This is a genomic window from Pedobacter sp. Leaf216, from assembly GCF_001421515.1.
GTDB lineage: Bacteria > Bacteroidota > Bacteroidia > Sphingobacteriales > Sphingobacteriaceae > Pedobacter.
The window spans coordinates 1-24945 of the sequence record NZ_LMKM01000003.1; the positions used below are offsets into that span (position 1 = coordinate 1).

Annotated in this window: 32 protein-coding genes; 12 read left to right on the top strand and 20 right to left on the bottom strand. The window is 41.1% G+C overall.

From position 1 onward, the window contains the following. Nucleotides 1–96: 96 nt before the first annotated feature. The 3 genes from ASE74_RS01815 to ASE74_RS01825 form a co-directional block, all read right to left on the bottom strand. Nucleotides 97–558, bottom strand: coding sequence for a DUF4385 domain-containing protein (locus tag ASE74_RS01815; RefSeq protein WP_055903303.1), 462 nt, complete (start codon nucleotides 556–558; stop codon nucleotides 97–99). Between the two features lie 9 nt (nucleotides 559–567). Further along, nucleotides 568–891 carry a hypothetical protein gene (locus ASE74_RS01820; protein ID WP_055903304.1) on the bottom strand — a complete coding sequence of 108 codons (324 nt, stop codon included), beginning with the start codon at nucleotides 889–891 and terminating at the stop codon, nucleotides 568–570. 458 nt (nucleotides 892–1349) lie between these two features. After that, a complete protein-coding gene (locus ASE74_RS01825; RefSeq protein WP_055903305.1) occupies nucleotides 1350–1601 on the bottom strand; it encodes a hypothetical protein in 252 nt (83 codons plus the stop codon). A 254-nt stretch (nucleotides 1602–1855) separates the two neighbouring features. On the opposite strand from ASE74_RS01825, the gene glgX reads away from it, so the two are divergent. Beyond that, nucleotides 1856–3973 (top strand): glycogen debranching protein GlgX, encoded by a 2118-nt coding sequence (glgX, locus tag ASE74_RS01830; RefSeq protein WP_055903306.1) that lies wholly within the window; start codon nucleotides 1856–1858, stop codon nucleotides 3971–3973. 71 nt (nucleotides 3974–4044) lie between these two features. On the opposite strand, the gene ASE74_RS01835 is transcribed toward glgX, so the two are convergent. Next, nucleotides 4045–5064: an SDR family oxidoreductase gene (locus ASE74_RS01835; RefSeq protein WP_082458626.1), complete on the bottom strand. Its 1020-nt coding sequence runs from the start codon at nucleotides 5062–5064 to the stop codon at nucleotides 4045–4047. Nucleotides 5065–5468: 404 nt separating this feature from the next. On the opposite strand from ASE74_RS01835, the gene ASE74_RS01840 reads away from it, so the two are divergent. The 4 genes from ASE74_RS01840 (at nucleotide 5469) to ASE74_RS01850 (ending at nucleotide 6708) form a co-directional block, all read left to right on the top strand. After that, a complete protein-coding gene (locus ASE74_RS01840; RefSeq protein ID WP_055903307.1) occupies nucleotides 5469–5699 on the top strand; it encodes a hypothetical protein in 231 nt (76 codons plus the stop codon). Nucleotides 5700–5796: 97 nt separating this feature from the next. After that, nucleotides 5797–5964 carry a hypothetical protein gene (locus ASE74_RS24640; protein WP_157255317.1) on the top strand — a complete coding sequence of 56 codons (168 nt, stop codon included), beginning with the start codon at nucleotides 5797–5799 and terminating at the stop codon, nucleotides 5962–5964. A 257-nt stretch (nucleotides 5965–6221) separates the two neighbouring features. After that, the gene (locus ASE74_RS01845) at nucleotides 6222–6440 is read left to right on the top strand and encodes a hypothetical protein (RefSeq protein WP_157255318.1); all 219 of its coding nucleotides are present in this window, start codon (nucleotides 6222–6224) and stop codon (nucleotides 6438–6440) included. A gap of 55 nt (nucleotides 6441–6495) precedes the next feature. Continuing rightward, complete coding sequence (locus ASE74_RS01850) at nucleotides 6496–6708, top strand: hypothetical protein (RefSeq protein WP_055903309.1); 213 nt, start codon at nucleotides 6496–6498, stop codon at nucleotides 6706–6708. 107 nt (nucleotides 6709–6815) lie between these two features. Here ASE74_RS01850 and ASE74_RS01855 read toward each other — a convergent pair whose 3' ends face one another. The 6 genes from ASE74_RS01855 to ASE74_RS01880 all read right to left on the bottom strand — a co-directional run bounded on the left by ASE74_RS01855 (nucleotide 6816) and on the right by ASE74_RS01880 (nucleotide 10930). Beyond that, nucleotides 6816–7298, bottom strand: a complete 483-nt coding sequence (locus tag ASE74_RS01855) for a hypothetical protein (RefSeq protein ID WP_055903975.1) — start codon at nucleotides 7296–7298, stop codon at nucleotides 6816–6818. A 4-nt stretch (nucleotides 7299–7302) separates the two neighbouring features. After that, nucleotides 7303–8454: a zinc-dependent alcohol dehydrogenase gene (locus ASE74_RS01860; protein ID WP_055903310.1), complete on the bottom strand. Its 1152-nt coding sequence runs from the start codon at nucleotides 8452–8454 to the stop codon at nucleotides 7303–7305. 176 nt (nucleotides 8455–8630) lie between these two features. Further along, on the bottom strand, nucleotides 8631–9458 hold the full coding sequence (locus tag ASE74_RS01865; protein ID WP_055903311.1) for a cyanophycinase: 828 nt from the start codon (nucleotides 9456–9458) through the stop codon (nucleotides 8631–8633). A 314-nt stretch (nucleotides 9459–9772) separates the two neighbouring features. After that, a complete protein-coding gene (locus tag ASE74_RS01870; RefSeq protein ID WP_055903312.1) occupies nucleotides 9773–9970 on the bottom strand; it encodes a hypothetical protein in 198 nt (65 codons plus the stop codon). Nucleotides 9971–10171: 201 nt separating this feature from the next. Continuing rightward, complete coding sequence (locus ASE74_RS01875; protein WP_055903313.1) at nucleotides 10172–10387, bottom strand: hypothetical protein; 216 nt, start codon at nucleotides 10385–10387, stop codon at nucleotides 10172–10174. 21 nt (nucleotides 10388–10408) lie between these two features. Then, on the bottom strand, nucleotides 10409–10930 hold the full coding sequence (locus ASE74_RS01880; RefSeq protein ID WP_055903314.1) for a DUF4142 domain-containing protein: 522 nt from the start codon (nucleotides 10928–10930) through the stop codon (nucleotides 10409–10411). A 195-nt stretch (nucleotides 10931–11125) separates the two neighbouring features. Here ASE74_RS01880 and ASE74_RS01885 point away from each other — a divergent pair, with 195 nt between their 5' ends. Beyond that, nucleotides 11126–11302, top strand: a complete 177-nt coding sequence (locus ASE74_RS01885) for a hypothetical protein (RefSeq protein ID WP_157255319.1) — start codon at nucleotides 11126–11128, stop codon at nucleotides 11300–11302. Nucleotides 11303–11660: 358 nt separating this feature from the next. Here the strand turns inward: ASE74_RS01885 and ASE74_RS01895 are convergent, their stop codons facing one another. Next, entirely contained in the window at nucleotides 11661–12368 is a 708-nt protein-coding gene (locus tag ASE74_RS01895; RefSeq protein ID WP_055903321.1) for a DUF421 domain-containing protein, read from the bottom strand. Between the two features lie 2 nt (nucleotides 12369–12370). Then, nucleotides 12371–13063, bottom strand: coding sequence for a DUF421 domain-containing protein (locus tag ASE74_RS01900; protein WP_055903323.1), 693 nt, complete (start codon nucleotides 13061–13063; stop codon nucleotides 12371–12373). A 301-nt stretch (nucleotides 13064–13364) separates the two neighbouring features. Here ASE74_RS01900 and ASE74_RS01905 point away from each other — a divergent pair, with 301 nt between their 5' ends. Genes ASE74_RS01905 through ASE74_RS01915 form a run of 3 tightly spaced genes read left to right on the top strand, consistent with a single transcriptional unit; the run spans nucleotide 13365 to nucleotide 16311 of the window. Further along, on the top strand, nucleotides 13365–14120 hold the full coding sequence (locus ASE74_RS01905; RefSeq protein WP_055903325.1) for an SDR family oxidoreductase: 756 nt from the start codon (nucleotides 13365–13367) through the stop codon (nucleotides 14118–14120). A 10-nt stretch (nucleotides 14121–14130) separates the two neighbouring features. Beyond that, on the top strand, nucleotides 14131–15216 hold the full coding sequence (locus tag ASE74_RS01910; protein WP_055903327.1) for a lactonase family protein: 1086 nt from the start codon (nucleotides 14131–14133) through the stop codon (nucleotides 15214–15216). Between the two features lie 30 nt (nucleotides 15217–15246). Further along, on the top strand, nucleotides 15247–16311 hold the full coding sequence (locus tag ASE74_RS01915; RefSeq protein ID WP_055903330.1) for a zinc-binding dehydrogenase: 1065 nt from the start codon (nucleotides 15247–15249) through the stop codon (nucleotides 16309–16311). Nucleotides 16312–16828: 517 nt separating this feature from the next. On the opposite strand, the gene ASE74_RS01920 is transcribed toward ASE74_RS01915, so the two are convergent. The 6 genes from ASE74_RS01920 to ASE74_RS01940 all read right to left on the bottom strand — a co-directional run bounded on the left by ASE74_RS01920 (nucleotide 16829) and on the right by ASE74_RS01940 (nucleotide 21149). Next, the gene (locus ASE74_RS01920; protein WP_055903332.1) at nucleotides 16829–17428 is read right to left on the bottom strand and encodes a hypothetical protein; all 600 of its coding nucleotides are present in this window, start codon (nucleotides 17426–17428) and stop codon (nucleotides 16829–16831) included. Nucleotides 17429–17563: 135 nt separating this feature from the next. After that, nucleotides 17564–19009, bottom strand: a complete 1446-nt coding sequence (locus ASE74_RS01925; protein ID WP_055903335.1) for a hypothetical protein — start codon at nucleotides 19007–19009, stop codon at nucleotides 17564–17566. An 80-nt stretch (nucleotides 19010–19089) separates the two neighbouring features. Beyond that, nucleotides 19090–19449, bottom strand: coding sequence for an SPW repeat protein (locus ASE74_RS01930; RefSeq protein ID WP_055903338.1), 360 nt, complete (start codon nucleotides 19447–19449; stop codon nucleotides 19090–19092). Between the two features lie 194 nt (nucleotides 19450–19643). Then, a complete protein-coding gene (locus tag ASE74_RS01935; protein ID WP_055903349.1) occupies nucleotides 19644–20471 on the bottom strand; it encodes an MBL fold metallo-hydrolase in 828 nt (275 codons plus the stop codon). Nucleotides 20472–20510: 39 nt separating this feature from the next. Then, the gene (locus tag ASE74_RS24645; RefSeq protein WP_157255320.1) at nucleotides 20511–20684 is read right to left on the bottom strand and encodes a hypothetical protein; all 174 of its coding nucleotides are present in this window, start codon (nucleotides 20682–20684) and stop codon (nucleotides 20511–20513) included. Nucleotides 20685–20693: 9 nt separating this feature from the next. Further along, complete coding sequence (locus ASE74_RS01940; protein WP_055903351.1) at nucleotides 20694–21149, bottom strand: MgtC/SapB family protein; 456 nt, start codon at nucleotides 21147–21149, stop codon at nucleotides 20694–20696. Between the two features lie 252 nt (nucleotides 21150–21401). Here ASE74_RS01940 and ASE74_RS01945 point away from each other — a divergent pair, with 252 nt between their 5' ends. After that, entirely contained in the window at nucleotides 21402–21998 is a 597-nt protein-coding gene (locus tag ASE74_RS01945) for a DUF4142 domain-containing protein (RefSeq protein ID WP_055903354.1), read from the top strand. A gap of 63 nt (nucleotides 21999–22061) precedes the next feature. After that, entirely contained in the window at nucleotides 22062–22232 is a 171-nt protein-coding gene (locus ASE74_RS01950) for a hypothetical protein (protein WP_157255321.1), read from the top strand. A 62-nt stretch (nucleotides 22233–22294) separates the two neighbouring features. Here the strand turns inward: ASE74_RS01950 and ASE74_RS01955 are convergent, their stop codons facing one another. After that, nucleotides 22295–23035 (bottom strand): DUF72 domain-containing protein, encoded by a 741-nt coding sequence (locus ASE74_RS01955; protein WP_055903360.1) that lies wholly within the window; start codon nucleotides 23033–23035, stop codon nucleotides 22295–22297. A gap of 41 nt (nucleotides 23036–23076) precedes the next feature. Then, entirely contained in the window at nucleotides 23077–24204 is a 1128-nt protein-coding gene (locus ASE74_RS01960; protein WP_055903361.1) for a Gfo/Idh/MocA family protein, read from the bottom strand. 185 nt (nucleotides 24205–24389) lie between these two features. Here ASE74_RS01960 and ASE74_RS01965 point away from each other — a divergent pair, with 185 nt between their 5' ends. Continuing rightward, nucleotides 24390–24839: a BLUF domain-containing protein gene (locus ASE74_RS01965; protein WP_162235775.1), complete on the top strand. Its 450-nt coding sequence runs from the start codon at nucleotides 24390–24392 to the stop codon at nucleotides 24837–24839. Nucleotides 24840–24945 lie beyond the last annotated feature (106 nt).

Consider the following 24945-nt stretch of genomic DNA (forward strand, 5'->3'; position numbering starts at 1 on the left):
CAAACGAAGTTATTCTAACAAACCGCCGTATACCGAACGGTACGTACGGTGGTGTGAGGAGACAGCAGGGAAACTAATTCCCTGCTTCTTACTCGATCACTGTTTTTTCTGACTGGCATATTTTTCATTTGCCTCTGCCTGTTTCCATTTTTCCCAAAATATGGAGGCCGATATAGCTTTATTTTCATCTCCGGTACCACGATCAAGCGCTATGTAGCCGTTATCTTTATCGTACTTTTTACCTCCTTTATAATTTGCATACCGCCGTGCTCGGGTATAACCCATTTGGAGGTATTTGCGGGCCATATCTGCACCCACAAAATCATTTGCTTTAAGGTATTTTATAAAAAGTGCATAAATCTTTTCACTACTTTTTAGCGCAATTTCGGGCGTTTTAAAACGCCAAAACTGCCCGATTTCCGATTTATAGGGCTCACAGATTAAAACGCCCTGTTCGCCTTTGCCAACCCGATACATTTCGGGGTGTTTGCTGTAATCTATATCCGGCTTCCACGCGTATTTTGCAATGTCGAAGTTCAGGTAGCTCGGCTTATCCATGGTTGTTGTTTATGCCATGTTTAAATTTTTATTCACAAACTCCTGTGCACTTCTTAAATCAAAGTTCACCTGCTCTTTGGTTAAATCAGAAATTGAATTGAGCGGATCATCTGTAAATTCGCTCACTAAAGTAATTGCATCTCCTCCTTCAGTTCCATCCCCGGTAATATTAAAAATGCCTTCTACGCCTTCGTTAACAAAGCTGTACTTTACTTCGAAGTTTTGTTTGCCTTCTGTAGGAATCTCGGCAATTTCTCTATACTCACGGGCCTGGATGGTTTCAAGGCCTTGTTTCACTAATTTTATCGCTTCGGTTTTTTGTTCTTCTGTCATAACTCCATTAATTAGTTTTAATATTTAACATTTAAGAAAGGCTAAAGTTTGGTTTTGGGCAGCTTGCTTGGGTAAATTAGCTGTAAGTGCATAGTAGTGAATTGCTCCCACTCCGTGGTCTGTGTCCCCACAGACCACAACATTTGAGTTAGTAAGTTCCTCCGTGGTCTGTGACCCTACACACCACAAGGTTGAAGTACTAAATCGCACCGTGGTCTGTGTCCATATGTAAATCGCACCGTAATCTGTGTCCCTGTGTAAAGCACTCCATGGTCTGTGTCCCCACAGACCACAAAACTTGAGTTAGTAAGTTCCTCCGTGGGAACACAGACCACACACCGACCACAAAATCAAACATCAATATAATAACATTTTAACTGCTTTAGGAGATACAAGTAACAAGCAGTACATGTTGAGCATTAAATAAACACGCTTTTCTTATGGTATTTAAATTTCCCTCAGTTTAAATCGTACCATTTAGGTAAGTCGATCAAATCATCTCTCCAGTTAATATCCCCATTATCATCCAGCTGGCCTGTTGAAAGGAAATCTATTTCGGGTTTGCTTTCGGCAATTTTCTTTTTAAATTCAAAAGCGTCGATCATAAGGTACTGATGGAGACGTTCTTGCTCTGATAAGCTTTGGCAAAGCAGCACCAGAACCCGCTCGCCCCTGATAGACTCTATAATTATGCTCTCCCAAATTTTCATCTCAACTACTGTTTTATATCCCTTATTACCAGCTTAAACATAAATGGCATTATGCTTAAGCTATTGGTTATATCTGAGCAACACTTCCAAAACTAAATGGTTTATTTTTTCTGTCTATCGGTTCCGTTTAGCATAAGGGCAGGCATTTTTATATTCCAGTATAAATACCCGGCACAGTTACGGTTTTTAATAAAAAGGCAAATGCGGCAAAACCGGGCCGAAAAGCAAGGTGTTTAAGCTAGAGATATTGGCTTATGGAAAATAAATATTCAATCAAACCTGGAAAACCGTTTCCTCTGGGTGCTACCTGGACGGGCAAGGGTACTAATTTTTCGCTTTTTGCCGAGAGTGCAGAAAAGGTTGAGCTTTGCTTATATGATAATGATGGAAACGAAACGGGAAGAATAGAGCTTGTAGACCGCGACCACCATGTTTTTCATTGCTTTGTAAATGAGGTTTTGCCCGGCCAGCTTTATGGCTACCGCGTACACGGACCTTACCTCCCTGCTGAAGGAAAACGGTTTAACCCGAATAAGTTGCTGATCGATCCATATGCCAAGGCCATTTGCTGCGGCTTAACCTGGAACAAAGCGGTATTTGGATATGATATTGATGGAGAAGATAAGGACCTTGGTTTTTCTGACCTTGATAGTGCAGCCTATGTACCCCGATCGGTAGTGGTAAACCTGGCTTATGATTGGGAAGATGATACTCCTCCCGACATTTCTTACCATCAAACGGTTATTTATGAGTTGCATGTTAAAGGCTTTAGTGAGCTCAATCCATTAATCCCCGAAGAGTTGCGTGGTACTTTTGCTGGCATTGCACATCCGGAAAGCATAAAGTATTTAAAATCGCTTGGTATTACCGCGGTTGAACTGATGCCGGTACATGAGTTTATATCCGACGGGCATTTGCAAGACCGTGGCCTGAGTAACTACTGGGGATACAATACCATCGGGTTTTTTGCTCCCCACGAAAAATACAGTTCATCAGATGGCCGGGGCGGGCAGGTAAATGAATTTAGGGATATGGTAAAAGAACTGCATAGAAACGGGCTTGAAGTACTATTGGATGTAGTTTATAACCATACTGCCGAAGGAAACGAGCTTGGGCCAACACTTTCTTTTAAAGGGATTGACAATGAGAGTTATTACCGGTTGGAGCAAGACAATAAACGCTATTATACCGATTATACAGGTACTGGGAACACGCTTAATACCAGGATGCCTTCGGTGTTGAGGTTTATTATGGATAGCCTCCGCTACTGGGTAAAGGAAATGCATGTAGATGGTTTCCGGTTCGATTTGGCATCAACACTGGCCAGGGGGCTGCATGAGGTGGATAGGCTGGGAGCTTTTTTTGATATCATCCACCAAGACCCTGTTATTTCGCAGGTAAAACTGATTGCTGAGCCCTGGGATGTTGGTGAAGGAGGATACCAGGTAGGTAAATTTCCGCCAGGCTGGGCCGAATGGAACGGAAAATACCGCGATACCATGCGCAGGTTTTGGAAAGGAGATGAGGGCATGGTTGGTGCGTTTGCCGAGCGCTTTATGGGTAGCCCTGATTTATACATGCAGGAGTACCGAAGGCCAACGGCCAGTATAAATTTTATTACTGCACACGATGGTTTTACACTGAATGACCTGGTGAGTTATAATGAAAAGCATAACGAGGCCAATGGCGAAGATAACCAGGATGGCGAACAGCATAACCATTCGTGGAATTGTGGGGCAGAGGGTGCTACAGCCGATGTGCAGATCAATTACCTTCGGGATAAACAGAAGCGGAATTTTTTGGCTACACTTTTACTCTCTCAGGGCGTACCGATGATTACGGCCGGAGATGAAATGGGCAAAACTCAGAAAGGAAATAACAATGCCTATTGCCAGGACAATGAAATTTCGTGGTTAAACTGGGCTAATATGGATGAGGAGCTGGTAGCCTTTACCCGCAAGTTAATCGCATTAAGGATTCAGCATCCGAGCCTGAGAAGGAGGGAATGGATTGTTGGCGACCGGATAGATTCTGACGGGCTTTTAGATGTAGCCTGGTTTGCCGGTAATGGCAAATTTATGGATGAGCAGAAATGGAATGATGAACACCAGAAGTGCCTGGGCATTTTTCTGCATGGCGAAGGAATTCAGGGAACGGATGAACATGGGAACGAGGTTTCTGATTATCATTTCCTCCTTATTTTTAATGCAGGTTTTGCTACTTCGGAATTTAAGCTTCCTGAAAGCCGGTTTAGCAAGAGTTGGGAGCTGGTGGTTTCGACAGGGGATACCAAAACATTAAAGCCGAGGTACGCAGCTGAAGAAACTGTACCTGTAGAAGAAAATAGCATATTAATATTCAGGGCAGAATAAATCTGCCTTGAATGTTAAATAAGTGAGTAAATCTATTTTGAGCAACTCCTGCTTAAACAAATACAGTGTGTTTAATCCTTGTGCTTTCTTAATTTCTTGTTTTCTTTTAAACGCTCATTTACACCATCATCCACTCCGCGCCCTTCATCCATGGGTTTATAAATAGATCCGGTTGTATCAGCAGCTTTGGGTGGCATTTTTAACTGGTATTTATGCGAAATGTTACCGGTAAGGTGTTCATTAAACCTGGGGAAAACATTAGCCATAAATGATGAAAACTTAGCCTTATAACCTACAGGCACTATCTTTTTCGGGCGTAGCGATTTTCTGATCACTGCATTTACAACTTTATCGGGTTCATCCATCAGGGCCATTTTAGGCTCTACACCGCTATAATTTGCTGCGTGCCTCCACCATGGGGTATCTACAGCCCATGGTTCTATTGTAACCACTTTAATGTTTTTGTAGCCATGCAAGCGCAACTCCTGCCCAATGGCAAGGCTAAAATTTCTTACTCCCGCTTTTGATGCGGAATAACTGGCTTGGTAGGCCAGTGGTGTTTCACTATCTACCGAGCCCATATTAATTAATACCCCATTACCTTGTTTCATAAACTGTTTTACGGCAACTTTACTTCCGTAAATAATGCCCTTTAAATTCACATCTATTATTCTGGCCTGGTCTTCATCAGGTATATCCCAAAACCTGCCTATTGCGCCTACTCCAGCCATGTTAATCCATACATCTATTTTTCCATATTGCTGTAATGCAGCATCGGCAACGCGCTGTACATCTTGGGCTTTGCTGATATCCATCGTTACCACCTGTGCCTTTCCACCTAATGTACGGATAGTTGTGGCAATATCTGCGAGCAATCCTGTACGCCTGGCCGCCAACACTACATTTGCCCCATAGCGGCCAAGCTCTTCTGCAATGCCACGTCCAAAACCACTCGAAGCACCAATGATCACATAGGTTTTGCCTGAAATTTTCTGCTGCCCGGCCCGGCTAACTTTCCAGGTGGAGCAGCCTGTAAGCAACAGGTTGATTATAATTGCTGCAAGAAAGAGATTGGTGTAAAATTTTTGCATAACATTTAATTTATTCTGAAGGTTAATTTGTTGGCATCTTAAATACAAAGTATCAAAGCCTTTTTTACTAAAAACACTTATGCTTTAGCCATCGTTTTGCAGCAACTTATTAACCGTGTTTATTCTTTATTAAATGTTGTAAATCACCGCTCATAATGGTAATAATCTCAAATAAATCAATGTAAGTCAATCTTTTTTGATGTTGTAAGTTTAATATACCGCCAAATTTTAGGCAATTATTTAATGGAAGGGGTATTAGCATGTACCTGATGTTTCTTTTACCTGATTTAATGGGGATAAATACCCCGGCAAGCCTGCGGTTAACCCCTGTTTTGGCAGCATTGCCCTTTAAAACAAAACTTTTTGATTGTGTAAAGGATTTTTATTAAAACAATTTATCAGATATGAAAAAGCAAATATTATTCGTGGCAGCTGCATTAATTTCAGTATTAATGGCCTGCAATTCAGAAAAACGCTCATCAGGCAGCGATTCTAGTGCTAATGATACTTCAATGAGCTCTATGAGTGCTACCGATCCTATGCAGGATAGCACAACTACAAGCACAAGCACTGATACCACAACTACTGATACTACCAAACACGGAAGTGCAGGCACACAGCAGGCACAACAATAGAAGTGATGGGTTGCGCGTTGGGTACAGCTACAGCAACTGGCGTTACCCCCCTTTTACCAAAGCACTGGCGTAAATTTTAAACTTAAATGATAAGAAAATGGTACAGGAAAATCAATCAACCCCGGAAGAAACAGAAATTGGACAAGACGGTGGCACAGAACAGAATGCCGGACAGGACATTGGCAATGATGATACCCAGGAAAGCGGTACGCTTGGGGGACAATCTGGTAACGAACAACTCCAGATGAATCATCAGATGATTTAGAAAATACAGAAGGTACTGATGACACGCTGGAAGATGAGGAATCTGATGCGAGTGAACTCGACATCGATGAAGGCACAGGAAATCCCGGGTTGGGTTAACCAGGCCTGAAGGTTACCAAAACCGGCTGATTTGAGTCGGGCAACATCACGTCAGCAAAGCAAATATTGCCTTGCTGACGTTATTGTGATGTGATGTACCCCGGCTCAAAATTTAATCGTGAGGTATTAAAAGATTCATTTTGTTTTAATTTAAAGTTTATGAGAAAATATATTTTTGCTTTAGTAACGGCTGCATTGATGGCCAGTGCGGGCTGCCACTCTGATCAGACAGAAAAGAACAGCAAATCAACAGGTGCTGATTCTACTGCTCAGGATAGCAGCAGGCTTGATTCTTTTGGAGCTGATGGTAGTGCAAAAAGCATGAAGGGAACAACTGAAGATAGTACAATAATGGGGAGCCCTCCGCATAAGAATTAACCAAGGCTGCAATTGGTTGCAAACCAGGTATGCAGCCCAATAAATAAATAAGATTATGGAAAATAGTAATGGTGATGACTTAAAAGATGCATCAGAAAACGAATCACTCACACCTGTAAGGCCACCTTCAGAAGATATAATAAAAGGGGCAAGACAAGATGATGCCATAAAAGAATTGCGAAACAACCGTTCGGCTGAAGACATAGATGAGGAAGAGCAGCACGGTACTGATCCTGGTGCTTACCCAGGCCCGCGTGATGGGGAGTAATATATAATGCCTTTATTGCAATTGAAGCAATTGTAAAACAAAGTAAATTGATAACTGTGAATAAATTGAACCTGCCCTGGTACTTAATACCAAGGCAGGTTCTTTTTTTATTTTCTTTTGCAAAAATGCTTTATTACCAGTGTACCTACGGTGAGGGCAAGTGCAGCCTTGCCGATCATACCTACAGGGTTATGCCTCAATTCTGATTTCCAGCCCCTCTCTTTAATAATATTAGGAATTGTACCTTTTTTAAAGTCATCAATAATTCCTTCCCAGGCGTTTACACGATCGGCTAAAATTAAGGGTATCCAGTGGCGATACCTATCTTCACTGTGCTTAAAAGCATACCTGCGTATTGCTCCGCTTAGTCCTGATGGCGGTGCGGAGGTTCCGAATACTACGCTGGGCTGAGGCCGCTCAGTAGATTTTAGCAGCTCAACGGTTATAGGCTGTTGCGCTGATTTTTCGTAATTGCTCCGGTTATGGTCGTCTCCGGTGTAGTTTTTAATTGGATAGGTGGGTTCGTTATCTGGATCGATATCCATTCCCCATCCCGGAATATTTTTGTAATCTTGATTTTGATTGTTCATAACATTAAGGTTTAGTTGATGGGATAAGTACAGTTTTAATGCATTCATCTAACTTGGATGAGAAAATCCGGTAAGCTTCCGAAATTTCTTCGAGCGGCACTCTATGGGTAATCAGGCCTTTAGGGTTAAGCCTTCCAGATTGAACATGATCGATTAAGCGTGGCAAAAGCCTTTTAACTGATGCCTGGTTTGCCCTCAGCGTAATCCCTTTGTTAAGGATGTTGCCAATTGGAACATAATTAAATGGTGGGCCATAAACGCCAACTACAGAAACAATTCCTCCTTTTTTAACTGAGTTTATTGCCCATTGCAGCGCAGTTGCTGTTCCGGCTTGCATTAAGGTTACTTTACCGGTAAAGGTTTGTAGCGTATTTCCTTCTGCTTCGCAGCCTACACAATCAATACATACATCGGCTCCATACCAATCAGTAATTTTTTTAAGGAAAACAACAGGATCGGCCATTGATTTAAAGTTGTAAGCTTCGCACTTTGCATAATTTTTTGCAAACTCAAGGCGGTAGTCTACATGGTCGATAATGATTACCCTTGAAGGACCAAAAAACCATGCGCACCTTGCAGCCATGATACCTATTGGGCCTGCGCCGAAAACCACAACTGTATCGCCTTCTTTTATGCCTCCCATTTCTGCTGCCTGGTAACCTGTTGGAACCACATCTGTTAACAATACGGCATCATCAGGGTCCATATCAGGAGGAATTACAGTTGGGCCAACATTTGCATAGGGCACCCTTACATATTCTGCCTGCCCGCCATCAAAGCCACCGGCAGTGTGCGAGTAACCAAAAATACCCCCAACAGCGGTGGCCATGGTATTGGATTCGTGGCAGTTTCCGTAAAGGCCCTGCTTGCAGAAATTACATTTTCCACAGGCAATATTAAAAGGTACCAATACCTGATCGCCAACTTTGACATTGGTTACTAAAGGGCCAACTTCTTCTATTATACCGGTAAATTCGTGCCCAAAAGTAGAGCCTATGCGTGTATCGGGTACCATGCCATGATAAAGATGAAGATCTGAGCCACAGATGCAAGTCCTTGTAACCCGTACAATCGCATCTTCCGGATGAAGGATTTCAGGCATTGGCCGCTCAACGGTACGTACCCGGTAAGGGCCGCGGTAGTTCATTGCTAACATAATTTTAAAATTTAATTTAAGTAAATGATAATTTTCTGTTGGTTACTACACCATTTTAAGGGGTTAATTGAGAAAAAGTATTGTGTTACTTAATTAGAACATTGGTTTTTAGCAACAGGTTTGAAATTATTGAGATTGCTTGCTAAATAAGACAATGATTATTCAAATCTGCTTATTTAAAGGTGAGGGATGTTTCTGCATGGAATAACAAACTTTTCACCCATTGATAAAATCGATACTTTTAAATCACGGATGGTAATTTTACGATCCTCATTAAAGGAGGTAATGTTGGAGCTGTTGCTTACTTCACCATCCAATAAAATAACCACGCCGTTACCAATCACCTCGCAATTAAATGCCTCGGTAACAATTACTGCCGTATTTTCTTCAATACCTATACCAATAGAAGCCGGATTTGTAGCAATTACCTGTGCCATGCGCACAAAACGGCCGCGGTGAACAAAATGTGTATCTACACAAACGTCTTTTAAAAACTCAAACCCAGTGGTAACTTTTACCCCGGCAGCCACCATTTCGTTGTTGCCTGTGCCGTCGAAAATCATTGGTGTCGACATTGCCATTGCGCCCGCGCTTGTTCCGGCCACAATCAATCCGCCATGGATATACCTGTTTTTTATCTGCGCCATAATTTCAGTTCCGCCGTATATCGCGGTGAGTTTAAGCTGATCGCCCCCAGTAAAGAAAATACCATTTGCATGCTCAATGCGTTCGGCCAGGTCTGCATTCAACGGGCGGTTTTCATGGTGGATATGGCCGGTGGCATGCACACCAAGTTCATTAAAACAGGCTGCATATACATTATAGGTGTCATCAACTTCTTCTGATCCCGCTGTGGTAATGATTTCAATAACGGGCGATTTACCACACAGTTCTATAAAAACTGACAGTACTGATTTATCGGTGAGTTCGGTAGGTGATTTATTTTCTGCACCACCGATGAGCATCAGTTTACCATTAGGAAGTGGACAGCTTTGTTTTTTCATTCTTTAATCTTTTTGTTGCTAGGTCATATGCCATGGTCTGTGTGTCCACTAATTACATTTTGAATTAATTAATGGTCTGTGGTGACACAGACCATGGTATTGGGTATGTGCCGTTGTCTGAGTCTCCACTAATCACCATTTTAATTAATGGTCTGTGAGGACACAGACCATGGGATTGAGTATGTGCCGTGGTCTGAGTCTCCACTAATCACCATTTTATTTGATGGTCTGTGAGGACACAGACCATGGTATTGGAAACCATATTTTGAATTAATTTATTTTCTGTGGGGTACAGACTATGGGACTGGGTTTTACTATGGCCATGAAACCGACCACTCATCAAATCCGCCTGATGTTTTTCCTTTGCTAACATTATCGTCCGGTTGTACTTCTCCACTTTCAATCTGTTTATTTTTTTTCTCAAGTGTTTTAATAATCTCTTGCTCAAGTGAAAGATCGCTGTTTACTTCCCCTTGTTTTTTCAGGTTATTATTTTTGCTGTTATCTTTCATGGTATAACTGATTATTTTTAATCACCGATAAACCTGGTTTTGTGTTAAACCAGGTTTTTATCGGTTGGTGTTTGCCATATTATGTGGATGATAAATCCAGGTTTATAATTGCTCCATGTTAAACATGGTTGGATTTTTAAATTGTTTATAACATGCCGATCTGCGCCTTTTATCTGCTGATTTTTGCAGTCTGCATTGTTTTTATTCATCCGGCTCTTTTTCCCAATCGGTAGGGTTACGGCTGGTATCAGTATCGATGCTATCTCCTTTTGGAATTTCGGGATCGGCAGGCCGCTTATCTTCAAAAGATTGTGGCCCGTCTTCCGCTTGCTGATCTTCATTGCCTAAAGGTTCATCTTCGAGCCCATGTTTTGCTTTTTCGTTGTCAGTCATTTTGCCTTTGCTAATGTGGTTCATGTATTTAGTTAAGTTGTAAGGCTATTTTATTTGGGCCTGTAAATTCACGGCTTCTTGCAGGTGGGTTTGTAGTGAAGGCAGTTTGGCAGCGGCAAATGCCCTAAGGTCTGCATCATAAACGCCCATATCGCCTGCTGCATTAGAGAAAAGTGCAATCGCATCTTGATGGGAAGCAACCATAATTTTCATAAACTCGCTATCAAATAATGATGGATCTATGCTGTTCAGTTTATCAAGATTTGCCTGTTCTTTAGGTTGCAAAGCATTTGGTACATTCCATCCTTTTGCTGCTGCTAGCGATTTCATTTCATTTCCTACGGCGGTATGATCTGTTGTCATGTGCTCGCCATAATGTTTTACCGCAGCATTTTGTCCCTTTTGAGTGGCTATTGCGCCTGCCTGTATCTCAAAACTGTTACTGCTCGAAGCCTGGGTTACAAACGACTGGTTGTCCATCGTGTAATTTTCGTCGTCGTCCTTTTTACAGCCTTGTAAGCTCAATATGGTAAGTGCTACCATCATTAATGTTTTTAGTGTTTTCATAATTTTTATCTTTTGTTTCTAATGAAAACCATTTTTTTAATGTGCTGGTTTAGGGGTGAAATACCCGAAAGAAGCTAATAAATCCCTGAATTTGCTTCCGTATTTATTCGTAGAAGTATGTGTTGTGAAATGTGATTGGTTTATAACGATAGCATCGTAAAGCTATCGATGTACGCGTTTAAAACGAACGCAAGCATGATTTACTTTGAAACCTTCCTGCCATGGGCAGCGAACAATCATAGTTACTTTGAAACCTTCCTGCCATGGGCAGCGACCAATCAAAGTTACTATGAAACCTTCCTGCCGTGGGCAGCGACTAATCAAAGTTACTTTGAAACCTTCCTGCCGTGGGCAGCTAAGAATCATTATTAATAACTTGATGTTTTAAGCTAATGCCCGTTTTTTAATAAGCATTGCATCCCCTATCGTTTAAAACGATAATATATTAACGCCATTTAAGCACTTGTTAGAAACGAATGTTAGTGTGGTTTTATTCATTTAATAATCTGGCCACTTGGGTTTGAGGTGCCTTTAGGCAAAACCTTTGTTTTATTTGCATCCGTTGGCAAAACGCATAAATACCCAAACCAAACATGTGTCCAAACGATAGGGGAAGTCTGTACCGACTTTCGTTTCTCCTCATAACTGAGGGCCCGCTTATTAGCATCCTTCATTAGCTATATCATTATTGTTAAAAATTGTTTTTAGGGTTAGCGCAGTATCCCACATGTTATTTGTTTACAGGATTATTGACGTTACTTACCGCATATACCCAGGAGTTTTTTCCACAGTTTTCACATTTTTTGCTTGCAGGCCCTGTATGGTAGTTACCGCAAAATTTACACACCTGCTGTGTGCTTTGCCGATGTATTTTATCAGACATTTCCCTGTCCCATTCCGGAATAGAAGATAGCCCCGGCACAGGCTCCGTTTTTTTAAGTAAGCTAAAAGATCCTCCAGCTTCAAAGTACAAACGCTTAACCATGCCAAGGTGGCTAATTCCTCCTGATCGAAGTTGCGAAAGTACCCTATCCCTGGTAATACGCGTAAGCATCATGGCCTTGTAATTAAGCACACCATCTTTAACCAGCATATTGTATTTATCCTGCTTTAATGATTCGAACTTTATATTCTTTGTGGCAATTTTGGCAATTAAGATTTGGAGTGTGATAATTACCATAGCAATTACCACCGCTGGGAGCAGGCCTCTGTCAGGATTCATTAACGGCACCCCCACAGCTGCTGCAAGTGAGGCTACCGCGGCCATCTCATTACGGCTGAGTTGAGATGACATCCGTTTGCCCATCAGCCGCATTGATACCATGAGGATTAGGTAAATAAAAGCTGTACGGAGAATTACCTCGATAAAAAAATGAAAAGGAACTTCACCAAGGAGGATGCGTTGTATATCAGACAGTTTAATTTCGTATTCTTTCATAATTATTTCGCAATTACAGCCTGGCCCCAATTAACGGCGTGGCAATTTTTACATTCTTTTTCTGTATCTGATTCAGGGGCAGGATTTCCACATTCCTGGCAAATGCTGGATTCTTTAATTACATTAAATTCTTGTGCCGCATTGTCATCAGCAGGGGGGAGCAGGCTTAAGCCAGGTTTTGCCTCATCATATTTAAAAACAGAGAAAATACCACAAGCTTCCAGGTAAAGCCTTTGTACTTCGCCCAGGTTGTATATATTTTGATTTCTTAGTACTGCACGCAATTGCTCGCGGGATATTTTCATGCTATCGAGTTTGGCAGCAAGCATTACCCCATCCTTAACCAATAACGATTCGCTTCCCTGGGTAATGAGCTCAATTTTATGGTTTTTCGAAGCCAGGTAGGTAATGCCTCTTTGAAAGGCAAAAGCACAAAAAAGCACCAGGGTTCCCTGTAGCAGGCCCTTATCGGGTATTTGCATGGGCACAGATACAATTGCACCGAGCGTAAGCATTACGGCCAGCTCGGAAATGGTTAACTGACCGCCCATTCTTTTGCCCATTAGCCTGAGCGTAATCAATAGAAACAAATAAATAATAATTGTTCTGATTAAAACTTCCAGTAAAAATTCTATGGGTGCTGTACCTATAAAAATCCGGTGCCAGTCACCCCAATGTATCTCTTCTTTTTTCATGTTTAATTTAAATCAGGTATGAGTTATACCTTTTAATTGAGCTAGTTAAATGCTCAACATTGCTTGCTGAGGTTCAGTTTTAATGAAGAAGAAAATGCGTACTTACAGCATAAAGGTCACCGTATTTCAACGGATAGCAGTAGCTTTTTATCAAAATAGCTGTATTAAGTTTAGGTGATTATTATAATTACAGTATTTCGCTACAAGCAAACACGTAGTTTCTACCTCAACAAACCATCCTGAGGGTAGGTTATTAATATAGCTGATCAATCAGCAGAAATTAAACAATTAAATAAAAGCTATGGAAGATTTTAATTCGTATTTCAGCAGTGCCTTTTTAGGCAAAAAAATTATGATCACCGGTGGCAGCACAGGCATTGGGAGAGCGGCAGCAATTTTACTTGGCTCGTTGGGTGCTCAGTGCATCATCTGTGGCCGTCATCAGGAGCAAATAGACGATACGCTCCAGGCAATTTCGGCAAGAAACAGGCTAAACAGTTTTGGTATTGCGGTTGATCTCTCAAGCGAGGATGGTGTAGCGCAGCTTTTTAAAGAAGCCGATGAACAGCTTGGCAAACTGGATATATTGATTAACAATGCTGCCCTGGGCTATGGAAGTATACTTGAGGGAGGCTACGAAGACTGGCAATATATCCTCGATACCAATTTATTGGCTTACATGGCCTGTAGCAAAGAGGCAATTGTAAGGTTTAAAGAACAGGGCTCTGGCCAGATTATTAATATCGGCTCCATGAGTGCTGATGTAAGGGAAGAAAGTAGCTCTGTTTATGTTGCCACTAAAGCCGCAATACAGGGGTTTTCAGAGTCGCTGCGTAAAGAAGTGAACCCACTCGGCATAAAAATTTCTCTTATAGAACCTGGTGCAGTTGATACCGATATGCAGGAGGCCAGCCAGGAGGAAAAGCAAGAACAGATAAAAAATCAAGAAATGCTCCGCGCAGAAGATATTGCATGGGCCATTGCTTTCTGTATCGCGCAACCGCCAGCATCTGATGTGGTTAATCTGAAGATCCGTCCAACGATGCAGATTATTTAAACAACCAGGTATGGGAAGCAAAGAAGAAACTCATCTTTTGGTTGGTAGTTATGCTGCGGCAGATCAGGAATCTGTTTTTCGGTACACTTTTAATACCGCTGATGGTAAACTCAACCTGTTACACCGGTTTGGTGGAATAGAAAATCCCTCCTTTATTGTTCCCGATAAACATGGGGAGCTTTTATTTGCCATCAGTGAGAAAAAAGAAGGCGATAACTCAGCTATGGCCACATTCCAGATTATAAATGGTACAAAACCCACCATAAAAAGCGAAGTAACCTATAAAGGCCCGGGGGCCTGCCACATAACGGTTGATTGGGAGAGTAAATTCGCGATTTTGTCTAATTACCTCGGCGGAAGTTTAGCTGTGCTGCCCTTTGATGAGGAAGGAAAACTGCATAATCCTGTACAATTATTAGAATTTAGCGGCTCAGGGCCGGTTCAGGAGCGGCAGGAAAAACCGCATGTACACAGTTCACTTTTAATAGCAGATCAGGGAATGCTTTTGATCGCTGATTTGGGTACCGATCGGATATATGTTTGTCATTATATCCCTTCAGCTGAGCAGCCGCTTAAATTTGCAAATCCTCCTTTTATTTCGCTGCCTGGCGGTTCGGGGCCGAGGTTTATGGCCCTGCACCCAACCGGATTGTGGATTTACGTAATCTGCGAACTCAGTGCAGATATTTTTGTGTTCGAAAAGGGTAAGCTTGATAAATGGATCTACAGGTATACGGTAGCGAATGAGCTGGTGCCGAACGGACGGGAAGCTGCTGATCTAAAAATCGATTATAACGGCAGGTTTCTTTATGCCAGCAACCGTGGCGATGCCGATGAGATTATCGTTTTTTCGATCAATGAAAACACTGGTGCTTTAGCAGAAATTCAAAGAATACCTTCTGGTGCCAAAGGGCCACGCTACCTTGCAATAGATCCTTCGGGAAGCCATCTTTTAGCAGCAAATGAGAAAGGAAATTTAATTACCGCATTTGAAATTTCTCCTCAAAATGGAAAATTAACCTATAGTGGGGTTGCTGCCCAGGTTAACGCACCTACCTGCCTGCAGTTTGTAACCCTATCGGTAAATAGCAATTAGCTAATGAATATTTAATTATAATTTGACAGCATGAGCAATAAAATGAAAGCGGCGTTAAAAAATCCGGATGGAACCTTTGAGGTTCAGGAAGTAGACCGGGTAGAAATACCTGCGCCAGACTGGGTGCTGGCACGGATTAAAGTTTCTGGTATATGTGGAACAGATCTTCGGCATTGGAAAAAACACGAACCCGACCTGGAATGTAAAATTATGGGGCATGAGCTTGCCGCCGAAGTAGTGGAGGTGGGCCCTGCCGTAAAAAATGTAAAACCGGGCGATAGAGTAGTAGTTGAAACCCTTTTGGGTGATGGCGATTGCGATTGGTGCCGCATTCAACAATACAACCTGTGTCCAAATTTATATAAAGTGAGGATGGAAACCATTTCCAGGGCTTTTGCCGAATACCTTATTGGGCCGGCAACTAAGTTTCATCTACTGCCCGATCATGTAAGCGATGAGGAAGCTACCCTTCTTGATACTTTCTCGGTTAGTTTACACGCACAACAGTTAAGCGGTTTGCATATTAACGATAAAGTGGCGGTTATTGGAGGTGGGCCGATAGGACTGGCACAACTTCAGCTTGCAAAAGCATCGGGTGCAGATGTAATTCTTTTCGATATTGTACCCAGTGCACTGCAACTTGCTAAGGAACTTGGTGCGGATGAAGTGGTAAATACAGAAAACGAAGATGGACTAGAGCGACTAAAGGCATTTACAAATGGGAGGGGAGCAGATATTACATTTGAATGTGCCGGAGGGCCTTCAATGCCAACTACCCTACCTCAGGCCGTTTCCTTCACCCGCATAGGGGGTAAGGTAATCGTAGTGGGTGGTTTTGAAGCTGGTAACACCAGCATAGAAATGGATTGGCAGCAGCTGCAAAAATCAGGTATTACCATTATTCCAAGTGCAAGTTATGGCTTTTGGGATATCTATCCGGAAATGGCGGTTTGCCTTGATCTTTTGGCCAAAGGTAAAATTAATGCAAAAAAAATGATTACCCACTCTTTTTCACTGGATCAGATTAATGAAGCTTTCGAAACCGCTCAGAACAAAAAAGAAACCGGGGCAGTATTTGTGGCACTAACGGTATAAAATATTTTGGAGCATGTTAATCGTAACGGAGTCGAAAGATCATTTTACCAAAGAGCTTATGTGGCCTTAAATGTCTTATATGGTAAATTAAACAAGGGGTCTTCAACTAAATTACCATTGACAGGGCTTCAGTAAAGGGGTCGTAATTGCGAGGTACGAAGCAATCCTAAAGTACAGGCTAATAGCTATCGTTGTAAGATTGCTTCGTCGGCTGAAAAAGCCTTCTCGCAATGACGATACCGTTAGGATATTCATTTCTTTAAAATCATATCACTCCAATTGATTTTTATAAAATAACAAGCCATAATTGCACATCACTTGTCAACTTGGTTTTAAATTTTACTATTCATAGCATTAGGATCCCCGCATACGCGAGGATGACGAAGCGCTAAAAAATTATTCCGTGTTAATCTGTGTTTCCTTGGCAAAAACTGCTCTCAGTGTAAATCCGTGGTGAAAATCTTTCGACTACGCTACCATGTAATAAAACATTCTTCGTGCATCAACATTGCTAAACCTACCAGGTAATGCTCACTTTTTGATTCCCTGAGATGTTATATTCAATTAAATCAGGGTTGTTTTTAACAGCATTGTATTTTTCTTTTCTCTCTAAAGATTTTACCTCTAAATTTTTAGGTCTATCTCCCCCCTTGAATAAAATAATCATCCTGCAATTTAGCCTTTCGTCTCCACCAGTGGTTAAAGCGGCTGCATTTGCTTTACATTTAAAGTTGGCTATTGGATAATCACAGAAAATAATAAAAGATTCATTTTTAACTTTAAAATACTGATTTGGGATTACGCCAAATGCTATCCCTGCCCCATATACTTCCTGTCCTACCTCTCCAGATTGCTCCCAGCCATCGTGCAGGTCTTCAAGAGCAATCCATAGTTTGCGGTCAATTTCACCTGTTTTACTTTCTTTAGCCACCGCTTCTTCTTTCAGCATGGTAGGATAATAATGCGCTACACGGCCCATCATGTGCCTGATGAACTCTGCAATTAACAACCTTACCGATGGAAGGATTTCTATTCCTTCTGCTTCTTTCAGGTAATCATGCAGGGCAGAATATACCTCCTGCTCTTCATAAGCCGCGGTATAAGGAGCATCTCTCAATGGGAAAACCCCAAAAAATGTTGGAAAATGTTTTGCGTTCCCATAATCACATTCCCAAAGTTGTACATTATCAAAAATTGCTGCTAAACATACGTAACTCAGCTCAAGGAAAGTTTTATCTTGGGTTTCTTTATATTACCTGAGCATGGCTCCGGCAGAAAATGCAGTGTTATTGGCCTGATAAAACACTTCGAAGCTCAGTCCTTTTAATTTAGCTGCTGATTTTTTTGCTTCCTCAAAAAACTTTTTATCTCCGGTTATTTTCCACATTCTCAGCATTAAATCAGCAAATGTACCCGGAACGTCTTTTTCACCTCCCGCTCCTTCAGCAGTTTCTGCTTTTATAATATCAAGAGTATCCATCTGATAAAATACCGGCCACTGGTAATTAAATTTATGGGCCACCTTAACTGCATAATCAATGGAATCGAGCAGCATTTTTTTTGCATTTTCATCTCCACGGGTGCTTAAGCGAGCCAAGTTCATTAATGGATGGTGCAAATACCAGGCGTCCATAACCCGCGGCTTTTTCTGTTCTTCAGAATGATCGAGGTTTTTTTCGGCCGATGGGAGCCACCTCACAATTGTTCCCATATCTTTTTGGTAAAATGCCTCAAGCCCGGTCCTTAATTCAGTTACCAGTTGGTGCTTGCTTTCCCCTTTCCAATCTAGGTAATCGAGCATCGGGAGCAATACCGCAAGTTGAACCATTACCTCGGGCGGCGTTTTATAATCAGCAACATAAGCGTTAAGGTAGCTATGGCCTCCGGCAAATGTCCAACAGCCTTTGTGGTAAGTCAAATCTTCAAGGCCTTTTTCCACAGTGTCAAGCCAGTCGTGGTAAAAGCGCTCAGGCCTTGGAATTTTGATGTAGGTTTCGGCTAACTGATCAAGATATAATATTGCAATTTCGGCGGGCGAAGCAGGGAGTTGATCGGATAGGCTTACAAAACCGTCACTAAAGCAGTAGCTTTTACCTTTTTCCAAAGGCGCAGTTGTTGCAGGTAAAGCGAAGCCAATTTCTGGCCATTCTCCCCCTACAGCACCACCTGCACTGCATTTTGCCGTTTCGCAGTAACCGTTAATAGCGGTTAGGTTTTGAAAATAAAATACAGAGCCAGAAGTGCCATCGTTAAAAAAAAGTATTCCGGATCGGGTTCCTCTCTGCTGGGTATGAATTGTTCCCTGTTGTTTGATCTTACCTTTATCATCGAAATTGATAATATCTCTTGGCCAGTATGGAATAAATAGGGGTGCCTTTGGTGTTGCCATAACAGTATAGTGGAAAAATTCATTTCCAGCTTCATGCTGAATGGTTACCTGGAAAACGATTGTTGAGCAGGCAAGGCTCACCGTAGTTTCACCTTCATCATGGTGAATTTTCTTAATTTCTAATTTTCTGGAGGGTGAGAAAGCCGTGCGGAAAGCTATCCGGTTTCCATCTGGCCTTTCTTTTACCAGCCAAAGTGTATCGCTTGATAAATAAGCATTAAGCTGAAGCGATTTAGAAATTTCGGCAACTGGGGCTAACGATTTAAGCTCTGTTTGGGCATTTGCTGCCCAGATGGAAATTGGTTTCATACAGGTATATAATAAAAACTAATTTTTATAATTGAAAAACAACCGGCTCTTCTTATTGCTGGCTCATGTTTTTGGCGGTATCAAATATCTTTAATCAGGGAGTTGCTGTTTGTGGTTAATCCGGCCACTATCGAAAAGGCACCCATAACTACATGCGGCCAAAAAATTTGCTGATAAAAGCCAAAAAGCCAAGGTGAAATTGCTAAGGTAAATCCTAAAACAACATCCATATCAAGATGAAATGCCATTGGCAGCTTTTTCCACATGCCAAGTTCATAGTTGGTGAAAAGAGATTGGAGAATCACAATGAGTGCCGCAATAAAAAAACACATTGCGGCTGGCATAACGTTAATGAAACCTAAAATAAAAGGGGCAGAAATTATCACTGCCGCCCATAGGTAATCAATTATTCCATGCGTTTTTCTTGATATTCTTTTCATGCTTTATTGTATTTTATTTTCAGGGCTTTTACCCCAGGGGCTGATCTGCTGCTAACATTTATCCCTCAAGAAAACCATGTTTATTGGCTGCGGGTTTTATAAAGCCTTACAAAACGTATTTATCACATTTAGTTAAGTACTTCACTTTAAGTATTGTGAAGTATTAAGGTTAAAAAGAAACATTTTGGATCGATTTATACAAAACGGCCATGACTCGGTATTGCTACTGTACTAAAATTTTCGACAAGATTTTTAAGGCCTAACCTAAGTTCTGCGCCTTTCATATACTGGCCGTGACCTGAAACAACAATAGCAGGACGGAGATCCCTCAATTTTTTAACGGTATCCCAGGCAGCCTGCCAATCGGTGGTTAAATACCTGGGTGGTCCCTGTACTTCACGTTTCTGAATTAAAACCTTATAAAACGAATCCTGCTTAACGGTAACAAATGCATCAGCAGCGATTAAAATTTTATCTGCCTCGCGGAAAAAAACAACCTGACCAGGTGAATGGCCCGGTGCATGAAGCCAACGCCAGTTTGGTGCATCAGGTAAACTTCCATCTTCGGGGTAAGGAGATACATGGCCGGAAATATCAATTGGTTCGTGAGGGTAAATGGATGATAGTTTGGCAAGCAGCCCTCCCTCAACGGAACTATCGGGTTCAGGATATTCTTGTTTGCCTGTAATAAATGGCATTTCTAAAGGATGAGCATAAACGGGTACTTTCCATTTTTCGAGGATTTTAACAATGCCGCCAACATGATCAAAATGGCCATGGGTTAAAAAAATCGCTTTTGGTGGTTTATCTTTGCCATAGCGTTCTTCGGCAGCAGCTATAATCTCCTCTCCACACTTTGGCATGCCACAGTCTATTAAAATCCAATCTCCACCAGAATGGCCAAGCATTACAACATTAACGATCTGGTTGGTGAAATAATACACATCATCAGCTACAGTTTCTCCGTTTCCACTGGAAAACGATGTCATCGGAATGATTCTATTGTCTTTACTCTGTTCCATTCGATATTTATTTTAAGGTTTATCCAATACACCTGTTATTTAAGAAAAACTCGCAACCTCCTCTGCCATTGCCAACTGCCTGTTAAGCTCATTTACGGAGGCCTTTTTGCCTCTGATCAGATAAACTATATTTATCCGTCCTTCTTCTTTTGATACTTCCAACCGCTCAATCTGTGCGCCTGTGTTATTTAACCGTTTTTCGAGCAGCAGCACATTGGAAAACTAGTTGTTAATGAAAGTAATCGTTACCATTCTTTCCTTTTGCAGATCTGCGATGATTTTCTCTACATAACTTACCATAACCAAAACGCAAAGTGTACAAACGGTTAGCACAAATGCAAGCGCATGGTAGCCAACACCAGCTGTCATGCCGATTGCGGCCGATGTCCAGATTACAGCAGCCGTGGTTAGTCCTCTTACCGATATACGGTCTTTAAAAATTACCCCTGCGCCTATAAAACCGATGCCAGTAATAATATTGGCCGAAATACGGTCGTCGGTGCCGCTTCCATGCCAGGATACAATTGTAAAAATCGTTGATCCGAGGCTGATCAGTATAATCGTTCGGAAACCGGCAGATTTGTTTCTATATTCTCTTTCAAAACCGATAATGCCACCACATATTACCGAAACCAACATGGCAATTATATCGCGTATTTCTATAGTTAGGTCAATCATGTTTTATTCTTATCTATAAAACATGTGTGCTGATGATTCGGTTTTTGAAATATTCAATGCTCAGTTGAAAGCCTCCACAAAATGTAAAACCTAATTTAATTTAACCTACCGGGGATTATCAGGGTGTGATTTTTCACATTTGATGGTGGCAAGTACTTGTTAACCGGGGCGATGTACGTGTTTTTCATTTGGCTCCAGGGAGCAGCCAACAATACCCGATTTGCTTTTGTTTTTACCATAAAATAAAGCGATATGAATAAGATACCATTGAAGAAAAGTAGCATAATTTTGATTGCCCTATTGGGGGTTTATGGTTGCAATGTGGCAGATAAACGTTCATCATTAGAAAAAGATAGTTTAAGTAACGATACGCCCACGGTTAACAGGGTAGGAGAAGTAGAAACCTTTGAAACGACTATGGAGGAGGAGGCCGCAGATTACCTTAAAGCTGCAGGTAAAAACTTCACGCTTCAGGATAGTTTGCTTACCGTTGCACTGTCTTCAAAAGGCAATCAGAAGATTAAAACCTATGCTAAGGGCGCAAGAGAACGCATCCGGTTTCAAAAAAAGACACTCGAAAAATTTTGCAATGAAAATAAGGTTTTGCTCGATCAGAAATTGAATGCAGAGCAGATCGATTCGCTTCATCTGTTGTCAAAACTTCCTGAAGCTTCCTTTAATAAGTTATGGGTTAACCGGATGTCTGTTTTGCTCAAAAACAATGTAGATACCTATGAAAACGCCAGGCATGCGCGGCAGCAAAGGGTTAAAGATTTCGTAAACCAAAATCTTCCTGCGGTAAACAAGGAAGTTGAGATTTTAAACAATTTTGCACAGAAAGGCAGTTAAGCATTCACCAGGAACTTGCATTGCTTTTTGCTGTTGAAATTTACCATCATTAAAATTAATAACATGAAAAACAAAAGAAAAAGAATTGAAAACAGCAATGCAACACAACTGGCTACCCGGGTGGCCAGTTCGAGTTCGTTTGAATTGGCTGCACCCAAGGGTAAAAAAAGAAATGGCAAGTACCTGCCCGAAATAAAGGAAATGCCACCTATTCGGTTTAACCGGCACAATTAGTTTTGTATTAAATCAATTGGCTGTGCTTTTTTGCGTCAGCTAATAAAATATCCAGCTTAATGTTAGCTACGTGCTTCGATGATTTTTTTTATTTCGATGGCATTAAATGCAGCGTAAGCAGCCTCATCATTATCAAAGTATAGGTAAACATCTTTATTTTCTCTGGTCCATGAAATGATCGTTTCACTCCAATCCGTTAAACTTTTTTCGCTATAACTCCCCTGGTATTTTCCTTTGGGGCCATGCAGTCTGATGTAAACAAAATCTGCTGTAGTAATTATTGGAGATTGATGTCCTTCCAGTTCATAAATGCAAAAAGCACAATTGTACTTGTTTAACAGGGCAAAAACCTCATCATGATACCAGCTGTGATTTCTGAATTCGAAAGTATAAGGGTAGTGATTTGGAAGCATTTTTAAAAACTGTTCCAATCTTTGCAAATTTAAATTCCATTTGGGCGGCAATTGAAATAGGATGGGGCCAAGTTTATTTTTCAAGGCCCCACAGGCCTCTAAGAAATCGTGAATTTCATTTTCATTGACATTGAGTTTTTTTAAATGGGTAAAATACCTGTTGGCCTTAACCGCATAAACAAAGTTATCGGGGCTTAACAAGTTCCATTGCTTAAAATTATCGGCACTCGGCTGCCTGTAAAATGAATTGTTTAACTCTACAGTAGAAAAATATTCAGTAAAATAATTAAACTGGTCTTTCTTTTTTAAATCGTGAGGATAAAAAGTACCTTCCCAATGGCGGTATTTCCAACCAGATGTGCCAATAAAAGTGTTGCCCAATCTCGTCATTTTTAATGTACTATATTTAACAGATCCTTTATTGTATTCAGCTATTTAGATGCGAGAACAGCTGTTTTTAAACTTTCGAAAGCATCTTCTATCGTGATGGTGAGTTTATGATCTTTGTTTTCTATTTTTTGAATAATATCCAATACAATAGACTGCACACATTTTCCATAAACCTCTCCCTTGGTTTGCGGGATTTCGAAAGTGCCAGAGCGCATTTCATCTACCTGGTAAGTTATTCCGCTGCACACTACGGCTTGTTCTGGTTGTACATCTTCACTGCCCCAACCTTCAGGCCGCGAAACATCTCGTAAAGTATTTAATCCACCTGCTTCGGTAACCTTCCAACCTGGCAAATTTTCCAGCTGTTCTTTATTCTCGCTGTTTACCAATGCTTTTACAGTGCCTTTCATCGGCATCCATCCTTCAATTTCTATTCGGGCAAGATCGTAAGCGAGGTGTATGGTTGTTTGTTCAAATAAACCGGGGCCGGAGAAAGCATGGTAATAATTCGCAATTAAACCTTCATTGTACAATACCATTGCCGCCACACGGTCGCGCTGGTTTTCATTTCTACTGTCAGAACAACCGTAAACCTCAGTATAATGTTGGTTGCCCAAGGCATTTACGATATCGAAAAAGTGTACCCCATGTTCGATTAAAATACCGCCAGACATTTCTTTATTCCAGAACCAGTGCTCAGCTGGTAAAGCCTCATCTTGCGCATAGTTGTTTACCACAACATGCCTTAATTTGCCAAATGTGCCTGCCTGCCCTAATTTAATTAAATTCTGAATAATTGGATTATAGCGGATCATATGATCTACTGTGATAACCATACCGGTTTGCTTTTGCGTTTCGATAATTTCGAGCCCGCCTTCTTCACTTATAGCTACAGGTTTTTCTAAGAGCACATGTTTGCCTGCTTTCATCGCTTCGCAAGCCATTTCGGTATGTAAGCCCGGTGGGGTAACAATGCTTACAATATCTACATTTTCATCATGTATCAATTCTCTCCAGTCGCGATAAACCACATAATTTTCATCTGATGGAAAATTTTTGTGCGGATCTGCAATTGCAACTACTTCTACATTAGGGAGTTTTTCCCACCAGTAATGAAGGAATTTACCAAAGCCTCCATATCCAATTATGCCTATTTTATATTTCCTCATCTATTATAGATTTTAGCGGCGGTCGATATGCCGCCGTTGAATGTCGAATACTAAAAAAACAATTTTTTTAAATAGAAGGTTTTAAAAATCAGAATGCTTTTCTCAAGGCCCAATCTATCTATTCAAAATTGGCTGATGAGAATAAATTCATAATTTTGATTTGGTTTTTACTTAATTTATTCAACTTGTTATTTTATTTAATCTACTTCAGCAAAGCTCGGGCGTTAATGACGGATGATGGCCTTACCAGTTTACTCAACGTATCGAGGGTGTATAACCAGGCAAATGGCATTACAGGGATGCTATTATATATGGAGGGCCGGTATTTTTCGGAATATGAAGGCCGTTTTATGCAGGTGTTAGAAGGTAGTGAAAGCGATGTTAAAATACTTTTTGAAATGATAAAAACCGATCATAGGCATCAGGATATACTTTTATTGAGAGAGTCATTTCAAAAAGAACGTAATTTCCCGGATTGGACCATGGGCTTTAAAACCATAAATCCTGAAGAACATGAAAAATTATCTGGCTTTTTTCAACTTAAGGACGATTTTCTCTCCAAAGAAGATACTCAGGAAGGTAACGATGCGCTGGACTTTTTAAAGTCTTTTTACGAAGTAAGCAGTAAATTGTAGGGGGAAGAAAAGAAGCTTTTGAAACTCATATAAAGATTACGCAAAAAATTCCATGCTGAAATAAAGCCTGATAATTTGCTGCAGTTTTAATAGAATATAATCAAAA